The sequence below is a fragment of the Cupriavidus sp. SIMBA_020 genome (assembly GCF_046535395.1).
GTDB lineage: Bacteria > Pseudomonadota > Gammaproteobacteria > Burkholderiales > Burkholderiaceae > Cupriavidus > Cupriavidus campinensis.
Genome location: NZ_JAWRWU010001082.1, coordinates 1 through 256, shown reverse-complemented (window position 1 = coordinate 256; position 256 = coordinate 1). Strand labels below are relative to the sequence as shown.

Here is a 256-nt window from a genome sequence, read left to right as displayed (position 1 = left end):
AGACGGCACTGCCTACAACATCAACGCCGACGTCGTCGCCGGCAAGATGGCCGAAGTCCTGGGCGCCGAAAAGCTGCTGATGCTGACCAACACCCCGGGCGTGCTGGACAAGGGCGGCAAGCTGCTGCGCCGCCTGTCGGCCCAGACCATCGACTAGCTGTTCGCCGACGGCACCATCTCGGGCGGCATGCTGCCCAAGATCTCGTCGGCGCTGGATGCCGCCAAGAACGGCGTCAACTCGGTGCACATCGTCGAC

General features: G+C 65.6%; 1 pseudogene. It reads left to right on the top strand.

The features are described from left to right. A pseudogene (locus SB751_RS32830) lies at nt 1–256 on the top strand (acetylglutamate kinase); the annotation flags it as partial.